This window comes from Coprothermobacter proteolyticus DSM 5265 (assembly GCF_000020945.1).
Taxonomy (GTDB): domain Bacteria; phylum Coprothermobacterota; class Coprothermobacteria; order Coprothermobacterales; family Coprothermobacteraceae; genus Coprothermobacter; species Coprothermobacter proteolyticus.
This window is the reverse complement of sequence record NC_011295.1, coordinates 1,149,863-1,167,570: the sequence shown is the minus strand read 5'-3', so window position 1 is coordinate 1,167,570 and position 17,708 is coordinate 1,149,863. Positions and strand designations below refer to the sequence as shown.

The following is a 17,708-nucleotide window of genomic DNA, read 5'->3' as shown; positions in this document are numbered from 1 at the left end:
AGGTGAACACCATCGGTCGTCATTTTATTGTTGAAGCATCAAGATGCAATCCTGACGTGCTAAATGACATCGACAGAATTGAAAGCATTTTGGTGGAAGCAGCTCGCCAGGCAAATGCAACCGTGGTGACTTCTACCTTTCACCATTTCTACCCGCAGGGTGTGAGTGGTGTAGTAGTGGTCTCCGAGTCTCATCTGGCCATACATACCTGGCCCGAGAAGGGTTATGCTGCTCTGGACATTTATACGTGCGGCGACACCACGGACCCTCAGAAAGCCGTGGATTACGTAGTTAACTCTCTAGGTGCGAAGGAAGTCGTGGAAACCTTCGTTCTTAGAGGTGTTGAACAAAGTGATGCATTTACGCATGTGATGACAACTTCACAAGAGAGGGAAGATGAGGGTGAAAAACTGGCTGTGGTTCTCTGATTTTTTCAGCTCTTCTGAGGTACACTTGCACGGGTTTACCGAGCATTTGCTGGAGAAAACTACACGCTTTCAAGATATTGACATAGTCGATACGCCTTTCTTTGGTCGCATGCTTATCATCGATGGAGACGTTCAGTCCAGCGAAAAGGATGAATTCATTTATCACGAAGCCATGGTTCATCCAGCCATGCTACTCCACCCGCATCCAAGAAGAGTTTTGATTATGGGCGGAGGAGAAGGTGCGACTGCCCGTGAAGTGCTTAAGCACAAAACAGTGGAAGAGCTTTACATGGTGGACATAGACGAAGATATGATAGCGGCAGCAAGAGAGTTTCTCATCTCTTGGCATCAAGGAGCCTTCGATGATCCACGCATGCATCTCATATTCGATGACGCAAGAAAGGTCGTTGAGAATTTCGAGAATGGTTCGCTGAATGTGGTTATAAGTGACCTTACAGAACCTTTTGAGATGGGCCCTTCATTTCCGCTTTTCACTAAGCAGTTTGCACAAGTGGTTTACGATAAACTCGATGACCAAGGGGTCTACGTGGTGCAATCTTCTATTTTGCGACCTTTGATCTACACCATGCACGCTGCTATTAGAAGGACCTTGCAGGCTGTTTTCCCTGTGGTGAGATCATACGCTGTTTATGTGGAATCTTTTGATACACCTTGGTCTTTTATCATTGCTTCGAAAGGTAAAGACCCCATGGACTGGACGAGCGAAGAATTGCATGGTGCCATAAGAGAAAGAATAAGTGGGGAACTTAAGATGTATGATGCTGAATCTCATTGGCACATGTTCTATTTACCAAAGAACATAAGAGAGGCTATTGATGAGCCTGGCCCTATACTCGATGAAGAACATCCTATTTATTTGACGCGAAAAGGAGATATCTTACCTTATAAGTGAAACAAGGCAGTACGTACATGCACATGACAAATAGAAAAAAGATGCTTCAGGAGAAAAGTGCCGCCTACAAGGGGCAGTGCTGGTAAGACAGTAAATTGAGTTTTCGTGGAACAGGCATGATTTCGGTCATGCCTGTTCCACTTTTATCAGCTCATCCTCGGCTTTTTTATTCTCAGTGTTGAGACTACTTCGCCTCATTCATTCTTTCTTTTCTTCTCCCATTGCAAGAACTGCAAGAGGATTAGCACGAGCGGCGGTTACCACTGATTTCCATTTAGGAAATGCCACTTGCAATATGGGGTGTTGGCGGTTTGAGGTTGTCTGCCATTGAAATTCCTATACTTATCTTGTGAACAACTCAATAGATTTTAAGTATCTACCCTCGCCAACATGTAAGTTCGGTTCTTGGACGATTCCTCTGGACACAAGTTCTTCATTCAACATACCAAAGAGAATGTGGTACACTTCATTGGCAACTTCTTCTTTGGGTACACCATGTTGACGGCAATAGAGTTGGAACATGATAGGAGAGTTGCTTAGCACCTTCTTTATGTCGTCTCCAATACAGCCAATCACTATTTTAGTCAGTTCCTCAACAACATTCTTGGCACTCTGGTGAAAAACGGGCACGGCGTATTGACCACCAGATATGTATCCAAAGGCTTCAAACAGTCGCATACAATTCTCATCACAACTTCCAGTTTCATCGAAAATCTGCAGTTCGTTTAGGATGTGTGCCCTATAGTCATTGCAGGTAGCAGCATCCCATATCATTTCGAGCTGCTTTGATACAGGAGGAACTGCGCCCAACAGTTTTTGACAATAGAAGCGGTAAAAGTCGATTCTACTTCCATCAGTATCCCCGAAAGATTGCAATGCTCGTGTGCCGTCGGAAAAGCGGTTATAGGAGCACAGCAGATGGTTTGAGAAGCTGTCCAACTCCGGGCATTTCTCATACACCGTGATAATATAGTCAATGCCAGAGGAATGGAAGCGAGAAGTCACAAGCTGATTATGTTTGCTTAAATAGTCAAAAAGACTACCGTCAAATACAGCTCCACACAACAAGTGATACAGATTTGTTTTTTCATCAAATCCATTCTCAATGGAACTGACACAGGCATAAATTTCTGATTTCTTTTCACAAAGTTTGTCAGCTAAACTTGAGATCTCAGTTCCTAAACAGTCAAAAATGCTCTGGATATCCTCATGCACAATGACGGTAGAGTCCAACAAAAGCATATCATTCTCAACCCGAAACAAATCAATATGAATTAAGTCGTTGATTTGCTGGGGTGTGTATTGACTGCACATTTTATGGTAGTCGCACGCAAAGGGCGTTGTATTTACCACATCAGACAATATGTTATCACTGGAACTATTCAGATAGCTGCGAGGGTTATCGCCAGTGGGCACGCTTGCAGAATCAAAATTATCAAACAAGAAGTAATCGAATTTTCTTTTCTTCATATCTTTATCTGCTTGTCAATTGTCTTAAATAGCTCAGCGAGCTTATGAAATGGTATTTTGTTATTCGGTAGCCAGGAAGTATATAAGTCATTAAGTTCCTTGCTTTCGCTAAGTGTTGCCTTCACCATGGAATGAGCAAAGCTATTTGCATCTAGTTTATAGGGAAAGCTCAAATAAGCCTGAGTGAAATAATCTTCGTCACCATCAAGTTTGCACTCTACCCATGCATTGTCAAGCAACCGAAAACAAATGCCATTGTATAGTAGGACATATGGCAGACTCTCTCTGATTTCTTTATCGAGCTGTTCGGGGTGGGCATATTGAAGAGCGTGTCGCATCTCGTGATAGAGATAAAATAAAACTTTATATACGGGAGCGTTCTCAAGTAAATTAACATTTACAAACAATTTGTTGATTGTAACATCATAAGTACCGTAGGCTGTTTTATAACCACTGAACACATCATCAGACACAAAAGAAAAATCCAAACCATTTGCTCTACGGAAGCTATCAATTATAGGTTTAATGTCTTTCATATATCCTTCATATTACACTTGAACTCACAATTTATCCATTCGTAGATATTATGTTCAAAGGCAAATTAGAATAGCCTATTTTTAGCATACACACGTTTTTTTTCATCAAGTGTGGGAATTTTCCAGTTTAGTCTGTTGCCTGTAACAATACTCATTGACGGTATCTCCAATCAATTTATCATTTGCGAAAGCGACGTGTGAACGCACATTATTATGTGTCTTTTTGATTTAATTTTCGAGGGGTTTCTTGAAATTTACCGCATTAATGTATAACGTTTTTGCATCCTTTGTTCCAATCACGCTAAACAGGCCGTAGTTCGTAAGAATTGATGTTTTACTGCCGCATGTCCACCCTGCCGATGCGGGGACGTTTTTCAGTACTTGAGAAAAGGGAAAACTAATCGGTCACAATATCTTTGACGTGGTAGCCTTCTTCCCAGTAGAATGTTTCAGGTAGCGTATGGGCTTTAATGTTTTCTGGGAATTCGGAAGCAAATACAACAGCATTTAGCGATTCGTCAAAATAAAGTTTCATGTCCACACCATTGTTCCTGACCAAGAACGCTTTGCTACCATAAAAGCCAGCGAAGTTGCTTTTCCTTTTTAGCAGGAAAACGGGTGGCAGATTCTTAAGTACCAGTTCGGTAAGTATGAGCTGTGTGTCACTAATATTCATCTCCGACACCAGCGAAATTAGGTTTTCTTCGGTACCGTTCATGCATAGGATGTACGGGCCCATTTTGAAGGGGTGAACTTGGCTAGCATCGCTGGGCAGCCCGGGAGATGCTTTTCTTGTGTGGAAAAGAAACCATTCTCCCACATCTCTCAAATCTTGCATTTCTTGAGCAGCTTTACTTGCAGGCAATTTATCGGGTAGCCCTTTTTTCCAAACAAAAGAGGAGCCTTTTGTCCTTACGGCAAAGCCATTCCCATCCCCGCCACGTTTTTTCTCTAAAAAACTAAAAAACTCAGACAAATTTGGCAATACACTGCCGAATAAGGCAAAACTTTCTTTGTTAAACAAAGCTATTCTACACATGCATGAAATCCTCCTAACTCTATTAATATTAAAGGAGAACGAGGTGGTTAGAATGAATTCTTACAAGGCAATAAAACTAGCGTTGGGCTCTGGCGGTTACTTTGGCTTTGCCCATATCGGTGTGCTTAAGGTGCTTGAGCGAGAAGGTATTAAAGTAGAAGCTATTTCTGGTTCATCTGTGGGAAGCATTATGGCTGTGTTGCATGCTAAGGGCCTGAGCGCTGATGAAATGGAGAAGGCCTCTTTGGAATTTGCGGAAACGCTTTTTACCTATAGGTCCTGGACTTCCGTAATATCGAATCACATGAGCGAAGAAAAAATGATGAAAGCTGTGGAAGATCTAATCTGGGTAAAAGATTTTTCTCAGCTTAAAATACCCACATTCATATGTGCCACGGATTTAGTTCGTTTTAAGACTGTCTGGTTTTCCGAGGGGGATTTGGTTACAGCAGTACGTGCTAGCATTGCTGTTCCTGGTGTTTTCCCTGCGCTAGAAAAAGACGGTGTTGTATTAGCAGACGGTGGCATACTTGAGCCTTTACCTGTGGATGTGTTTAAGAGTAGCGATGTGCCTGTGGTGGCTGTAAACCTTTACAGTTACGACAACTACGTTGCTTGGGAATTGCCAAGGAACAGGGTAAAAAAGCCTGTGGCGACTCTGATGAGGACCTCAGATGCCATGTTGTGGGCTACTGCACAGCGTCAAAAAGAGTTTTGGTTCATCACCATTGAGCCTGATTTGTCTTGTGCTAATGATGAGAGTTTGTCAGTGAAAGAGAGAGCAGCAGCCATGATCAAAAAAGGTGAAGAGGCGGCAGAATCCGCCTTGCCTGAACTGGAAAAGATGTTCCAAAGGACGTTACCTAAACAGGAAGGAGTGTAGTGTAATCATGGAGGTTGGAATTGTTGGTCTACCTTTATGCGGCAAAACCACACTTTTTAAAGCTTTAACAGGAAATAAAATACCGGTGAAAGATAAGGAAATAAACATGGGGGCTGCATTGGTACCTGATGAGCGAGTGGATGCTTTGGCTGCTGTTTTTAAATCCAAAAAAGTGGTTTATGCATCCATTAATGTGGTGGACATGCCGGGAGTGGATCCTGACGACAGAAAGAGCACGTCACGCTTTTTGGAAGGTGCTCGAAGCGTTGATGCCTTGGTACATGTTGTAAGGGGTTTTGAGAGCGATTTGGTGCCACATCCTATGGGTCGAATAAATCCCAAAGAAGATGCAGAAATACTGGATACAGAGCTCATCTTTGCTGATATGGAAATGGCTGAGAAACGTTTGTCGGCTAAAAAGATCCCGCAAGAAGAAAAGGTACTTCTTGACAAGGCGTCCAAGGTGCTTGAACAAGAACAGCTACTGGTTTATGGAGATTCCCTCACAGAAGAAGAGAAGGAGCAACTTAAGAAAATGGGGTTTGTAACAGCACGGCCTCAGATGTATGTTTTGAATATAGAAGAAAGTACATCAAAATCATTAATTGATGACTTTACAATGTTTGCACATGAGAAGGGGCGTTTATCTTTAGTAGTGAATGCAGAACTAGAATCTGAGATTTCATCATTAGAACCAGGGGAGCAAAAAGCGTTTCTTGAGGAGTACGGCATCGCTGAACCAGCTGTGGTAAGGCTTGCCAAGACTTTGTATGACCTTTTGGGGCTTCAATCTTTTCTTACCGCTGGAGAGAAGGAAGCCAGAGCTTGGACTGTGAAGAAAGGGGCCACAGCTGTCGAAGCTGCTGGAGTAATTCACAGTGATATTGCCCGTGGCTTTATCAGAGCTGAAGTAGTAAACTGGCAAGATTTGGTTAAGGTTGGAGGATGGAAGGAAGCACAGCAGGCAGGCTTAGTACGCCTAGAAAGAAAAGATTACATCATACAAGAAGGAGACGTGCTGTATTTTAGATTTCACGTCTGAGTAGGTCTTCAGCAACAGGATGCCTCATTACGACCATCAAGAGGCCATATACAACGGCTGATATGAATACGTTCAAGAGTGTGTACATGTTTCTCATTGGCAAGAATCTATATAGCGAGTATGTAACTATGCCCATAATCGTTGCGGCAATAAAAGACTTGATCATGGGCTGCAAGCAGGGTCTTAATGTGAGGTGTGGTATTTTGCCTCTGATAAACACATGATACAGGATCACATTTAAGCAAATGGTTATGGATGTTGACAGAGCAAGACCCAGTGCTCCTAGGCCTAAGGGAAAAGCAAGTATGTAGTTAAGTGCAATGTTAAATATTACGCCAGCACTAGCTATTTTCATTGGGGTAGATGTGTCTCCAGTGGTGTAATAGAGCCGTGGGTAAAGCATGCTCAAACCAGCAGCAAAGAGGCCAATCCCGTAGGCTCTTATAAGGGTTCCTGTAACTTGTGCATCTCTTAGCGAGAAATTGCCACGCTGGAACAGCAGTTTTGCCAGTGGGAAACCTAGTATGATCAATCCAATAGCTGAGGGTATCATGATGGCTTGTATGACATTAAATGCTTTCTGAACGCGCCGATTGAGGTCTTGGTAGGCTGAACTATGAAAATCCTCAATGATGTAAGGATAGTAAGCCGCAGAAACACTGGCAGCAAAAATACCAACCACCATAGTCATGAGCTGGTTACCGTAGTTAAGTGCGGCAATGCTTCCTACAGGTAGAAATGAAGCCATTATCTGGTCTACAAGCACATTTATGTACTGTACCGAGCTTCCAAGTAATATGGGAAAAGCTAATACCAAAAACTCTTTGACATAGGGATTTTTGAAATCAACAAAGGGACGAAAAAAACCTGTGTTCTTGCTAGCTATTCTGAGTAGTGGTATCAAAACAAAAACAGCCGCTCCTGAGATGGTTCCTAATGCCAGAAGAAAAATACTTTGATGGGGGAAAGCGAAGTAAGCTAGTACTATGAATAGAAGTATGATGATGTTTTGCATCGGGGCTGAAACCATGTAAGGAACGAAGTCTTTGTAGGCTTGACTTAATCCTGTGAGCATGCCATTCATGACAATGAAAAGCGTGGAAAAAGCAGTAAACCTGAGAAAGTAAACAGCTAAATTAAAACGTGCTCCGCTTTCGCTCAAGAAACCGGGTGCGAATACTGCAACAAAAGGCTGTGGAAAAATGGATAAGATCAGAGAAAAAATAAACAAAGCAAACGCCGTAGTGCCTACAATTGCATTGGCAGCCTGCCAAGCGCTTTGTTCGTCTTTTTCGTGTCTAAGTCTCATAAAAAGAGGAATTAACCCTGCTGAAGTAGAGGCATTTAATAAGCTACCTAGCTGGTTAGGTATGTATTGAGAAATGTTGTATGCATCGCGAATACCACTTAGACCGTAGAGTGAAGCCAAGGCGACTTCCCGAAGAAAGCCTGTTACGCGGCTAATTAGCACAGCAACGGTTACTTGCCCCGTTGCTTTTCTCAAGCTTGGCTGGTTTTCCATAGGCATTTATATGTTAGCATGAAGCGCACTGCAAAACATAAAGGCCTTTGTAAAGACTTTCAGCTCTGTGTTAACATTTAAGCGGAGGGGTGCCCGAACCTGGTAAGGGCCCGGACTCGAAATCCGAGGGCAGCCTTATGGCTGTGTGGGTTCAAATCCCACCCCCTCCGCCAAAGGGTTAATTAGGGTATGTGGCTAAGATTGGATTACGCCCAGTTCTTTCCCCACAGCAGTAAATTGCTCCACAGCAAAATCAAGATCGTCTCGGCTGTGAGTAGCTGAAATCATGACACGCATGCGGGCTTTGCCCTTCGGGACAGTGGGGTAACTAATGGCTTGAGCAAAAACGTTTCTTTCAAAGAGTTTCTTTGAAAACTCCTGCGTTGTGATTTCATCGCCAATCATAACAGGCGTTATGGGTGTTTGGCTGTTACCCAAATCGAAACCGGCTTTTCTCATGTGTTCCTTAAAATAGTTGGCATTTTCCCAAAGTTTCTTTACTAGTTCGTCTGACTCCTGAAGAATTCTTACTGCCTCCATGGAAGCATAAACATCAGCAGCAGTGGGAGCAGAAGAGAAAAGTAGGGGTCTAGCTTTTTGTTTGAGCAGTTCTGCTAGGAGTTTGCTACCAGCGGCAAAACCACCTACCACGCCAAAAGCCTTGGATAATGTACCTATTTCCACATCAACACGGCCCTGTAAACCAAAGTAATCCACTATGCCGCGCCCTGAATCACCGAGTACTCCCTCACCGTGTGCATCATCAACGTAAAGGATGCACTGGTACTTATCTGCCAAGTCAGCCAACTTATCCATGGGTGCTATGTCTCCATCCATGGAGAAAACACCGTCTGTGATAATCATTGCCTTCTTGTAGTTTTGCCTTTCTTGCTTCAAAAGTTCTTCCAAGGTTTGAACGTTAAGGTGAGGATATCGTATGATCTTAGCTCGACTAAGTCTGCAACCGTCGATTATGGAAGCGTGATTCAACTCGTCCGAAAAGATGGCATCTCCTTCACCAACCAAGGCAGGTATGGTGCCTAAATTTGCGCAAAAGCCCGATTGATAAAGAACAGCCGCTTCAGCTCCCTTGAATTCTGCCAGCATTTCTTCTAATTTTTCCTGAGGTAGCTGATCGCCGGCAATAGTTCTCACTGCTGCAGGCCCAGCCCCATAGTCATCTATGCCTTTCTTTGCCGCTTCCTTCAATCTGGGGTGGTTTGCAAAACCCAAGTAGTTGTTAGAGGAAAGGTTCAGAACCTTTTTGCCGTCCACAATGATCCATGCACCTTGGGGCGAGCCAATTTTTCTGATGGTCACGTACAGCCCTTGTTCCCTGCGTTCGTTTAATTCTCTCTCGAATTCTTCCACAGGCATCATAGTGCTACCGCCTCCTTAATCTTCATTTAGTATAATATGACTCATGAGAAAAATAAGGCTATTCTACAGCTTTCTTTGGCTGGTGTTTATTCTACTAAGCGCATATGTTTTCACGTTTTTCCCCGGAACCAAGACAATTCCAAACAAGTTGGGGCCATTTCAGCTATATGCAATCATGATAACGATGGGAGCCATATTCGCTTACTTAGCGGCATTGCTTCTTGGCCCAGTGAAGGGCATAGAGGAAGAGCTCATCGACAAATTTGCTTTAGTTGCCATACCTTTTGGCTTAGTGGGAGCGCGGCTTGGATTTGTCTTGCAAAACGCTGAATACTACCAAAATCATCCGTTGGAAGTTATTGGAATAACTCCAGATGGTTTTGGCCTTTCGGGACTATCCATACATGGAGTCATTGTTGCTGGTGTCCTTTGTTTGCTGCTTTTCTATGGATGGGTTGGTCTTAGAACACTGGATTTAGGCGACTTAGGTGCTACTATACTGCTTATTGGTCAAGCTTTTGGTCGCTTCGGGAATTTCTTTAACCAGGAACTTTACGGTTACCCTACCAGTGTGCCCTGGAAAATGTTCATCGACCCAGCACACCGATTGGCTGGATATTATGATCAAGCTTTCTATCATCCCACGTTTTTCTACGAGGGGTTCTTGTGCTTGCTGGGGGCGACCATTCTTGCATACAGGTTCTTACATAAAAGAAGGTTCAGGGGTCAAATTGTTTTGGAATACCTCATGCTTTACAGTTTAATAAGGTTTGTTGTGGAGTTTTTCCGTATAGAGCCCCCATCATTGTGGGGGCTCCATACGGCACAGCTGCTGTCGCTGGTTATTATAGTCCTTTGTGGAATTATGTACGTACTGACTCTGAGATTTGGACAAAAACTCTTCGTTGGCGAGGCCCGTCAAACTCCATAAAGAAGATGCCCTGCCAAGTTCCTAATGAAAGTTTGCCTTGGTGAATAGGCACAGTTATCGATGAACCTACTACTGAGCATAAAAAGTGGGCATCGGAGTTCCCTTCCAAATGTGTCCATTCCATTCCAGCTGTCAGCTTGACCAAAGCATTCATGATGTCATGTATGACCGATGGGTCTGCATGCTCATTTATGGTGATCCCTGCTGTGGTGTGGGGCACGTAGACTACACAGATGCCTTCACTCACGCCAGAATTATGGACCACATCTTCTATGTCCCGGGTTATGTCAACTGCTGCACGCCTAGAAGGTGTTCTCACTGACAGCTCAATCATGGCGTATCTCCCAGCGAATTTCTTTTTCAATATCAGGTCTTAAAGTTGCTGATACGCCGCAGTATTTTTGCTGAGAAAGTTCAATGGCTTTTTTCAGGTTATCCTCATTTACATTTCCGTATGCTACATAGGTCAATATGATCTTCTTTATGTATTTTGGGTGTTCTTCAGCGGTTTCTCCTTCCACATTCACTACTAGTTTTTCTAAAGGTTCTTGCATTTTCTTTAAAATGGAAATCACGTCCATAGCGGTGCAACCTGCTAATGCAGCTAGTAGCATTTCTTTAGGTCTTGGCCCCTGCTCCAGTCCACCGTTGTCCTTGGGGCTGTCCATAACAAAGGCAAATCCACTCCCTGTGCGTGCTAAAAGCTGCATTCCTTCGACTTCATGGACTTCCACTTTTAACGTACCCATGCAGACTTACACCTCCTTTAACTTATCCATACCGCAAAAGCTCTTACTCTATGCTGGCAAGCAAGCTCTCTATGGATTTTTGAATACTTGCCATTTGGTCACGCATCTTGACCAACTCTTCGTTTGTTGTAATAGCAAGGACTTCTTGAGCATGTTTTATGTGCTCTAGAGCTGTGTTTAAATCCGTGCGTGCAGCATCTTTGTTCCCTTGCGCTAAGTAAAGTTGTGCTCGGTTTGACAGAAGAATGGCTAGATTCATGCGTGCTGAATAGAACTGATGATCCCAGTTTACAGCTTTCTCAAAATACTCAATGGACTTATCTAACCCACCCACTTTTGCGTAGACGTTTGCCATAGTTGCATACAAGTTTTCAGGTGCCCAGGTAGTGGACTCATACTGCTGAGCCTTCGCTATGGCTGTGGCTACCACGTTATTTGCTTCATCTGGACTAGCGGTTTGTGTTAGATCCCAATAGTAAGAAGCAGCCCTAAGATAGTTTATGGCATAGTAGGACTCGTTTGGGTTATAAGCCATAGCTTTATCAAGAAAATATAGAGAGCTTGCAATGACCTGTGGCTTTTGTTCGTCAGTTAAAGAAGCCTGGTTGGATTCATAATACCGCATGTTCCCCAAACCGCTTCTAAAATACGACTCGGCTTTCCATGCGTTGAAGTAATAGTAACCGTTGTAAAGTGAAAGTCCCAGCAAAAGAGCCCAAGCTACCAAAGTGGTCGGTTTTACCCATGGTTTTGTCTGTTTGATTTCCTCAGTTGGCCTGACATAGATGTTGTAAGAAGCCATAATCAGACCGAGTAAAGCGTAGAACATCATCAAGGAAGGTAGCATGTCAAAAATGGTTACCAGGTTCGTAGCGTATGCCACCAAGGCGGCAGCTATGCCAATAATAAGCATCTTTTCTTTTTTGGGCTCAGCCACTCTAAGTGTTTTATAAAGCATTCCCGCTGCTGCTATGAAGATCCATGCATAGAAGACAAAACCTATAATGCCCACTTTTGCAAGCACGCCTAAAAAGTTGTTATGCGGGTCGTCGTAGTTAACGTTTGGTTCCAGTTGTGAAAGCTCTAAGGGTTTGTACGGCATAAACCCTCGCCTGAAACTTTCAATGCCGATACCAAATAGCTTTCCATCAAGAGTATTCTCAATAGAAAAACCAATAGTGTGTTTCCACAAAACCAAACGAGTACCAACTGTGAAACCGAGTTTCTCAGCTATGGTTACAGGTGGTAGAGAATAGATTTCGTAAACTCCAAATATGCCGACGGCTAGCACAACCACAACTAATATGGCGCTAAAGCGCCACAGTTTTGCATGCTCGCGTCTATCTAAGAAGACCAAGTTTATAAAAGCCCACAATGTTAACCCAACACCTATGCCCAAGACAGCTGAAAGCAAATCTGTCATGCGGTTTGCTGGGAAAACTAGCAGCGTAAGAACAAAGAGTGCTAATGCAACGCCTAAGGGAGCGTACAGCCATTTCTCATTTTTCTTCTTGTCGTCACCTGTAAAGAACGTGTGGAAGGTAAGAAAACCCATGGTTAGACCTCCGAAAGCGCCCATGACACCACCCTGAGCTGTAACCATGAGACTGAAAAACTGCAGTGCAAAGCTGGTTAGCCATATCCAGGTGTTGTCACTGCCAAGATCGCTTAGTAGCCTTCCGAATGTGAGAAACGTTGTGATCACCATTACGGGGCCAAAAAAGTCAGGGTTACCCATAAATCCGAATGCTTCTGTGCCGTAACCCGAAGTAAATCCTAGTGGGTCGAAGCCGAAAAACTGCGACATACCTACTAGGGCATTAACTGTTCCAAAGACAATTAGGGTGTCCACAACGATGTTAAGTAGATTCTTCCTGTCTACAACTCCAGCCAATATGAACGCTAGCGATATGGCTTGTAGTTGTACGATAAGTCCAATTTGCCGCTCGTAAACGCCCAAAAAGGATATTATAGGTGTTATAGAAAATACCGTGGAGAATACTAGGGATAGAGCATAGCCGATGATGGGGATAAGCAACGGAGTTTTAAGCCATTTCTGGTCTTTCCACAAACTCAGGAAAAGTATCCAAGAGCCCAATACAAGCCAAAGCCATGTAAAAACAGCAGATTTCGTCAAATCAAAGGCTCTAGTCACTGCACGAGAGTAGAAAACAAGTGGAAAAACAAGAAGAATCAAACTCAGGGTCACAAGAAGTAGAGGTGTTGGACCTTCAGAAGTGCGGCGCTGACTTTTTTTTGCCATTTAATTTGCCTCCTTTTCTATGAGTTCCAGTGTTTTTAAGTAATGTTCTTCTTTGTCAATGTCGAACCCAAATTCCGGGCGAGAGGTAAACACAGGATACGCTTTAACATGAAAACGACTCTCAATCATTTTCCAGATGTAGGGTACATCCAGAGTACCAGTCACTGCTTTGAATATTGTCCCGAGCCCCAAAATGGTTGCCACCTTTAAAGGGCTTTTGCGGTTTCCCAACAAATCATCTGCTCTTTTCACTTCGCTCATAAAAAAGTCTTTTCTAATGAGAACCCCATTGGCCAGTTTAAAGTAGCCTTCTTTTAGTTTCACGTAGGTACGAGGAGCTCCAGGAAATGCTTGTTCGATACTCTCTTTGGGTACAATGAGCACATAGATGTCGCGCTCTCCCCCCTCCTCAGCTTCTTTTATGAGCTGTTTAATGCTTTCTGCTGTAACAAAAGGCATGTCAGCTGACAGAACGAGCAGGAATTCTGTGTCAAGTTCTTGAGCTGCATTTGTCAAAGTTTCGGCAATGTTGGATGTGGCATCAACATGTGGTTCTAAATGGTACTTTTCGGCTAACCATGAATCGGTAGCAATAACGCAAGGAAGGTTTGTCTCTTTGACACCGTTCCAAGTGTGAACAATTAAAGGCGTTTCATTCTCCACTGGCAGCTCCAATTTGGTTTGTACACCGTACTTTTCCACCCAATCCTCCTTGGATGAACCAGCTAACACTAATATGCCAATGTCCATCATTTTGGCGACCACCTTTCTATTAAGAATATTCTAAAGGGTAAATCAGGATACTTCCTTACCTTCGCCAAAGGTGCAAAGAATGCAGAGCCGGAACCCGTCATGATAAAGGGCCCGAAGGACATTAAATGCTCACGCAAATCCCTTAAAGTTGCATCCAAATAATGTTCAAACACATTGCCAAAGCAGCTTTCGAAAGTATCTTTGTCACCCTCTTTTAAAGCTCTCAAAGCTTGTTCTGTATAATCAGTTGTTACTGGATTAGCATCCCACCTACGGTACAACTCTTTAGTTTCAGCAAGGAAAGGTGGAAACACGACCAGAAGCTCTAAAGGAAAAGGTAATTCCAAAGGTTTTATATTTGTTTGGTCTCCTTCTACCAAAGCTAGCTTACTGCTGTCTAGCAGAAAGTAAGCATCACGGCTGGAGGGCCTTACCCCAGTGTATGATGCAATCAATGCATCATCTGCTGCTGAGCCTCCGAGACCATAACCTGTGGGTATGGACTGGAAGATGTACGCAGAACAAGGTTTTCTTAAATAGGTTTTATAGGCTTTTGAGTTTGTGTAAGGTATATCAAGCTTTTCTATGCGAAAAAGTCCAGGATCCCTCCAGAAAAGCCCCTTAGTTTCTACGGGTATTTTTAAGAATAAGGATCTTATAAGATGCACTTCTCCCTGTGTTCCGATTATATCCAAGGTCAAATTGACTTTCCCTCTTATTTTTCTAAGCTCCGGCATTTTGTTCTCCCTCAAGAAAACAGCGCGTTTCTCATGAAAGCTTCATTGCCTATTAGTACATTCTCTACTGAACAGGTTTTGTTAGCAATGTCTTGATAATGCTATTATACATACATGGGAGGTGCAAACCTTGACTATCGACGAGGTAATGAAATGCATCAAGGATGAGGGAATTTCTCAGGTTGATCTGAAGACTACTGACATTTGGGGAAGATGGCGGCATGTGACTTTGGCCAGTACGTATTTTAGTGAAAAAACGTTTACCGAGGGTGTGGGGTTTGATGCCTCGAACCTGGGGTATGGAAATGTGGTCCAAAGTGACTTGCTCATGATTCCAGACCCCAGTACGGCCTTTATTGAGGAACGAGAAGGGCAAAGACTTATCTCCATGATATGTGATGTTTACAGCGTTGATAATGGAAAACCCAGCCCGCTGGATCCCAGAGGGATCTTGCGTAAAGCGGTTAGTTCTATTTCAGACGTTGCTGAAAACGTCATGTTGGCACCCGAGTATGAGTTCCATGTATTCAACAGCGTGGCTTTTAACTTGGCACCTAACGAAGTGTTCTATGGTGTAGACGGTGAAGAGGGTTTCTGGAACGAAGGTGTAACTGGAGAATACATTATTGGTAAGAAAGGTGGCTATCACCAAGTTACACCATTTGACACTTTGGCTACCCTGCGGGGAGCCATTGTGGAGAGGTTAATGAGCTTAGGAGTACCAGTGAAATATCACCATCATGAGGTGGGCACGTGTCAGGTGGAAATAGAACTGGATTTTTGCGATGCTTTGAAAGCTGCTGACTATACCATGCTTATCAAGTATGTGGCAAGAAACGTGGCAAAAAGGATGGGTTACGTGGTCAGTTTTATGCCAAAACCACTGTACGACGAAGCTGGAAATGGTATGCACGTGCACCAGTACCTTGTCAAAAATAGTGTGAACATTTTTAGTGGTCAGGAGCTATTTGGATTGTCCAGCACGGCACTTTCGTACATTGCTGGTGTCCTCACTCATGGCAAGTCTTTAATGGCTTTTACAAACCCTACTACAAACTCATATCGAAGACTTACTCCAGGTTTTGAGGCACCCACTACAGCTGTCTTTGGGTTGGGTAACCGAACTGCGGCTGTGAGGATTCCAGCTTATGTGAAAGATCCTTCAAAGGTAAGAATCGAGTTTAGAACCATCGATGCGACTACAAATCCGTATCTGGGATTTGCTGCCATGGTTTTGGCTGGTGTGGACGGAATACGTCGTGGGCTTGATCCCGTATCTTTGGGTTATGGCCCAGTTGAGGACTCTGCAGAAGGTAGGGGAGAACAGCTAGCTACGTCTTTAAGTGAGGCATGTGATGCATTGCTTAAAGATAACGGTTACCTAAGTGGTGTATTCCCTGAAGCACTCATTGAAAGGTGGACCCAGAAGAAGCTTCAGGAAGAGCGAGAAGTAAATCGTGTCCCAAATGCCTTGGAATTCAAGCTGTATTTTGACGTTTGACCAAAGTAGCCCATCTAACATATTGTTCTACTGTAATTTGTTCTGGCCGGAGGCTGGTATCAATACCAGCCTCTTCTGCTTTTTTTAGTAATAAAGGTTCTTTCTTTAATCCGCTTCTTAACATTTTCCTGCGCTGCTGGAATGCTCTCTTTACTACGTGTTCCAACACTTCAGGATCAACGACTTCCTCATATCCGTAGATTCCTTCTAGTTTGACTACCACTGAGTCAACTTCAGGTGCTGGATAAAAACAATTTTTAGTGACATGGAACAACATTTCAGGCTTGGTAAAACTCTGTACAAACACACTTAAGGCTCCATAGGTTTTTGATCCAGGATTTGCTACCATGCGTGCGCCCAGTTCTTTCTGAACCATGAATACCATGGTTTTGGGCTTCATTTGAAAGAATACTTTCTCCAATATGGGTGTTGTTATGTAGTAAGGTAGATTACCAACTACTGTGGGAATCTCTGTCGGCCGAGGTATCCACTTTAAGAAGTCTTCATAAACAAAAACCACATTTGGAAAATCAGCTGTGATCATGTTGTGCAGTGCTTTCAGACGCTGATCAATCTCAATAGCTATGACGTTCTTGTAGTGTGAAGCAAGTCTTACTGTGAGCATGCCAGTGCCTGCGCCTATTTCCACAGCCACATCGTCATGTCCAGCTGCAGCAACGATCTTGTCTGCTACGTGATCGCAGATCAAGAAAGACTGACCCAATGTTTTCTTAGGGCTAATGGAAAACTGTTTAAGAAGTTGAGGAATGTCTAATCCTTGCCAAGGACGTAAACTTTTACCACTCTGCGGCCCCACTGGTAGCATTCCTTCACAGTGTTAAAGTACACATCTATTCTGTTTCCCTTTATCTTGCCACCTACATCTTCTGCCACAGCATAACCGTAGCCTTCAATGTAAAGTTTTGTACCTAAAGGGATTACCTTTGGATCTACGGCAACTACTCCGTAGCGCACACGGGTTCCCATGGCGGTACGGGTGCCAATGCCTGGTTCTTCAGCGCTGTACGCGGTAGCTACCATGAGTATTTCTTGCGCTTCACCTCTGTAAGTTCCTTGTCCCAGTGCTACCACCTTATCTCTTCCTTGCTGCACGATCTGCTCTTTAATCAGTTTGCGTTCCACAACTTTGCCATCTACTTTTTTAATCTGCCAAGTTTGTTGTTTTATTGTGGGAGCGCCAGAGCTTAGAACAGCACTTCTACCGCGAGCTACCGTGTTGGATGGCTGTACTATGACTTTTGGGGGAATGTAAACGTAGTTCACATTTGTAGTAACCTCAACGCTTTGCACTAGCAGTACATTGCCTTGCTTCTTAACTTCAAAATTACTGCCTGTGGCACTTATGACTTTAAGAATATTTTTGTCCGAATAAGGAGTGGTAAGCTTTAAGGTCTTGCCTTGCATTTTTACCGTTTGGGTGGGCATAGGTAGCGTAGTAAAGCCCTTGGCAGGCACCAAGGTTAAAGAAAACAGTAGCAGGACGCAAGCAATAATCTTCATAACCGATCCACCTCACAATTTGCAGGATTTAACTTGTCTA

At 43.5% G+C, this 17,708-nt stretch carries 18 protein-coding genes and 1 tRNA gene; 7 read left to right on the top strand and 12 right to left on the bottom strand.

Going from position 1 to position 17,708, the window contains the following annotated elements; genetic code table 11:
- The first annotated feature begins 2 nt into the window (after positions 1-2).
- Positions 3-428, top strand: coding sequence for an adenosylmethionine decarboxylase (gene speD / locus COPRO5265_RS06150; RefSeq protein WP_012543918.1), 426 nt, complete (start codon positions 3-5; stop codon positions 426-428).
- Entirely contained in the window at positions 397-1,341 is a 945-nt protein-coding gene (locus COPRO5265_RS06145; protein ID WP_012544533.1) for a fused MFS/spermidine synthase, read from the top strand. Before speD ends, COPRO5265_RS06145 begins: the two co-directional genes overlap by 32 nt.
- Before the next feature lie 342 nt (positions 1,342-1,683).
- Here COPRO5265_RS06145 and COPRO5265_RS06140 read toward each other — a convergent pair whose 3' ends face one another.
- From COPRO5265_RS06140 to COPRO5265_RS06130, 3 genes are all read right to left on the bottom strand, one after another.
- Complete coding sequence (locus COPRO5265_RS06140; protein WP_012544407.1) at positions 1,684-2,811, bottom strand: hypothetical protein; 1,128 nt, start codon at positions 2,809-2,811, stop codon at positions 1,684-1,686.
- Complete coding sequence (locus tag COPRO5265_RS06135; protein WP_012543565.1) at positions 2,808-3,347, bottom strand: hypothetical protein; 540 nt, start codon at positions 3,345-3,347, stop codon at positions 2,808-2,810. Before COPRO5265_RS06135 ends, COPRO5265_RS06140 begins: the two co-directional genes overlap by 4 nt.
- 397 nt (positions 3,348-3,744) lie before the next feature.
- Positions 3,745-4,386: a hypothetical protein gene (locus COPRO5265_RS06130; RefSeq protein ID WP_012544265.1), complete on the bottom strand. Its 642-nt coding sequence runs from the start codon at positions 4,384-4,386 to the stop codon at positions 3,745-3,747.
- 52 nt (positions 4,387-4,438) lie between these two features.
- On the opposite strand from COPRO5265_RS06130, the gene COPRO5265_RS06125 reads away from it, so the two are divergent.
- Positions 4,439-5,269, top strand: coding sequence for a patatin-like phospholipase family protein (locus COPRO5265_RS06125; RefSeq protein WP_012544360.1), 831 nt, complete (start codon positions 4,439-4,441; stop codon positions 5,267-5,269).
- Between the two features lie 7 nt (positions 5,270-5,276).
- Complete coding sequence (ychF, locus tag COPRO5265_RS06120; protein ID WP_012543860.1) at positions 5,277-6,311, top strand: redox-regulated ATPase YchF; 1,035 nt, start codon at positions 5,277-5,279, stop codon at positions 6,309-6,311.
- Here ychF and murJ read toward each other — a convergent pair.
- A complete protein-coding gene (gene murJ / locus COPRO5265_RS06115) occupies positions 6,295-7,833 on the bottom strand; it encodes a murein biosynthesis integral membrane protein MurJ (protein WP_234397912.1) in 1,539 nt (512 codons plus the stop codon). The genes ychF and murJ overlap by 17 nt on opposite strands.
- 83 nt (positions 7,834-7,916) lie before the next feature.
- Here murJ and COPRO5265_RS06110 point away from each other — a divergent pair.
- A tRNA-Ser gene (locus tag COPRO5265_RS06110) sits at positions 7,917-8,006 on the top strand.
- Positions 8,007-8,028: 22 nt separating this feature from the next.
- Here the strand turns inward: COPRO5265_RS06110 and COPRO5265_RS06105 are convergent.
- Positions 8,029-9,213 carry a glycine C-acetyltransferase gene (locus COPRO5265_RS06105; RefSeq protein ID WP_012544702.1) on the bottom strand — a complete coding sequence of 395 codons (1,185 nt, stop codon included), beginning with the start codon at positions 9,211-9,213 and terminating at the stop codon, positions 8,029-8,031.
- Positions 9,214-9,256: 43 nt separating this feature from the next.
- Here COPRO5265_RS06105 and lgt point away from each other — a divergent pair, with 43 nt between their 5' ends.
- On the top strand, positions 9,257-10,144 hold the full coding sequence (gene lgt, locus COPRO5265_RS06100) for a prolipoprotein diacylglyceryl transferase (protein WP_012543993.1): 888 nt from the start codon (positions 9,257-9,259) through the stop codon (positions 10,142-10,144).
- Here the strand turns inward: lgt and COPRO5265_RS06095 are convergent.
- The 5 genes from COPRO5265_RS06095 to COPRO5265_RS06075 are packed head-to-tail and all read right to left on the bottom strand — an operon-like array spanning position 10,077 to position 14,646.
- Positions 10,077-10,478: a secondary thiamine-phosphate synthase enzyme YjbQ gene (locus COPRO5265_RS06095; protein ID WP_012544666.1), complete on the bottom strand. Its 402-nt coding sequence runs from the start codon at positions 10,476-10,478 to the stop codon at positions 10,077-10,079. The two genes, lgt and COPRO5265_RS06095, sit on opposite strands and share 68 nt — an antisense overlap.
- Positions 10,471-10,893 (bottom strand): OsmC family protein, encoded by a 423-nt coding sequence (locus tag COPRO5265_RS06090; RefSeq protein ID WP_012544220.1) that lies wholly within the window; start codon positions 10,891-10,893, stop codon positions 10,471-10,473. The genes COPRO5265_RS06095 and COPRO5265_RS06090 overlap by 8 nt, the downstream gene beginning before the upstream one ends.
- Positions 10,894-10,936: 43 nt before the next feature.
- A complete protein-coding gene (locus tag COPRO5265_RS06085) occupies positions 10,937-13,156 on the bottom strand; it encodes an O-antigen ligase family protein (RefSeq protein ID WP_012544459.1) in 2,220 nt (739 codons plus the stop codon).
- A complete protein-coding gene (locus tag COPRO5265_RS06080; protein ID WP_012544301.1) occupies positions 13,157-13,909 on the bottom strand; it encodes an NTP transferase domain-containing protein in 753 nt (250 codons plus the stop codon). It abuts the gene before it with no gap.
- On the bottom strand, positions 13,906-14,646 hold the full coding sequence (locus tag COPRO5265_RS06075; RefSeq protein ID WP_012544643.1) for a 4-(cytidine 5'-diphospho)-2-C-methyl-D-erythritol kinase: 741 nt from the start codon (positions 14,644-14,646) through the stop codon (positions 13,906-13,908). Before COPRO5265_RS06075 ends, COPRO5265_RS06080 begins: the two co-directional genes overlap by 4 nt.
- Before the next feature lie 130 nt (positions 14,647-14,776).
- Between COPRO5265_RS06075 and glnA the strand changes: the two genes are divergently transcribed.
- A complete protein-coding gene (gene glnA / locus COPRO5265_RS06070; protein WP_012544540.1) occupies positions 14,777-16,147 on the top strand; it encodes a type I glutamate--ammonia ligase in 1,371 nt (456 codons plus the stop codon).
- On the opposite strand, the gene rsmA is transcribed toward glnA, so the two are convergent.
- Together rsmA and COPRO5265_RS06060 are read right to left on the bottom strand one after the other, a co-directional pair.
- Positions 16,125-16,973: a 16S rRNA (adenine(1518)-N(6)/adenine(1519)-N(6))-dimethyltransferase RsmA gene (gene rsmA / locus COPRO5265_RS06065; RefSeq protein ID WP_407636602.1), complete on the bottom strand. Its 849-nt coding sequence runs from the start codon at positions 16,971-16,973 to the stop codon at positions 16,125-16,127. The two genes, glnA and rsmA, sit on opposite strands and share 23 nt — an antisense overlap.
- Positions 16,919-17,668: a G5 and 3D domain-containing protein gene (locus COPRO5265_RS06060; protein WP_041735792.1), complete on the bottom strand. Its 750-nt coding sequence runs from the start codon at positions 17,666-17,668 to the stop codon at positions 16,919-16,921. Before COPRO5265_RS06060 ends, rsmA begins: the two co-directional genes overlap by 55 nt.
- Between the last annotated feature and the right edge of the window lie 40 nt (positions 17,669-17,708).